The sequence below is a fragment of the Cohnella baijiui genome (genome assembly GCF_020731285.1).
In the GTDB taxonomy this organism is placed as follows: domain Bacteria; phylum Bacillota; class Bacilli; order Paenibacillales; family Paenibacillaceae; genus Cohnella.
Window position 1 is genome coordinate 1 of the sequence record NZ_JAJFOW010000097.1, and the last position, 661, is coordinate 661.

2 protein-coding genes are annotated in these 661 nt (G+C 44.2%); both read left to right on the forward strand.

The features are described from left to right. The coding region (locus LKX83_RS31790) for a M20/M25/M40 family metallo-hydrolase (protein WP_227887255.1) at positions 1 to 320 on the forward strand (320 nt) is incomplete at its 5' end. A 7-nt stretch (positions 321 to 327) separates the two neighbouring features. Next, a partial coding sequence (locus tag LKX83_RS31795; protein WP_227887257.1) for an MFS transporter occupies positions 328 to 661 on the forward strand: 334 nt, incomplete at its 3' end.

A 661-nucleotide genomic window follows, 5' to 3' on the forward strand; every position in this document is an offset into this window, starting at 1 on the left:
GGTTAAGAGAAGTAGAACCGGAAATTACATTCTATGGATTTCATGCAGAAGGTGTCTCGCTCAAGCGAGATCTAGAGCTGTTTACGTGCTTGCAGCAAGCACATAAGGTCACGATGGGATCGGAATTAGAATACCACTCCGTGACGGCTACGACGGATATTCGCTTTTATAATCTGTATTACGGTATACCTGCGACCTGTTACGGGCCAAGCGGTGGAAACATGCATGGTGCAGATGAGTGGGTCGATTTGCCAAGCGTAAAGAATGTAACAAAAACCTACGCTGCTTTTATTCTGGATTGGTGCAACGTACGAGAATAACGTAATTATGGAGAGAGAAGAAAAGGCGAGCTGGCTGTATATCATGACGGGCGTGCTCATCGCGCTCGTCGCCATTTCTTTTGCAAGGCTTTCTTATGGTGTCGTCCTTCCTTTTATGAAGGATGGCCTTTCCATTTCCTACAGATCGGCAGGCTTACTTGGAACAATGACCTCACTTGGCTATTTGCTTACCGTCATGTTTGCAGGAGTTGTATCTACCAAGTGGGGAGAAAAAAATACCATCCTTTTTGGCCTCTGCATTATTACTATAGGTTTTCTTAATTTATCCATCGCATCTTCGTATTGGTATAGCTCTATTTTTATGTTTTTGCTGGGTGTGG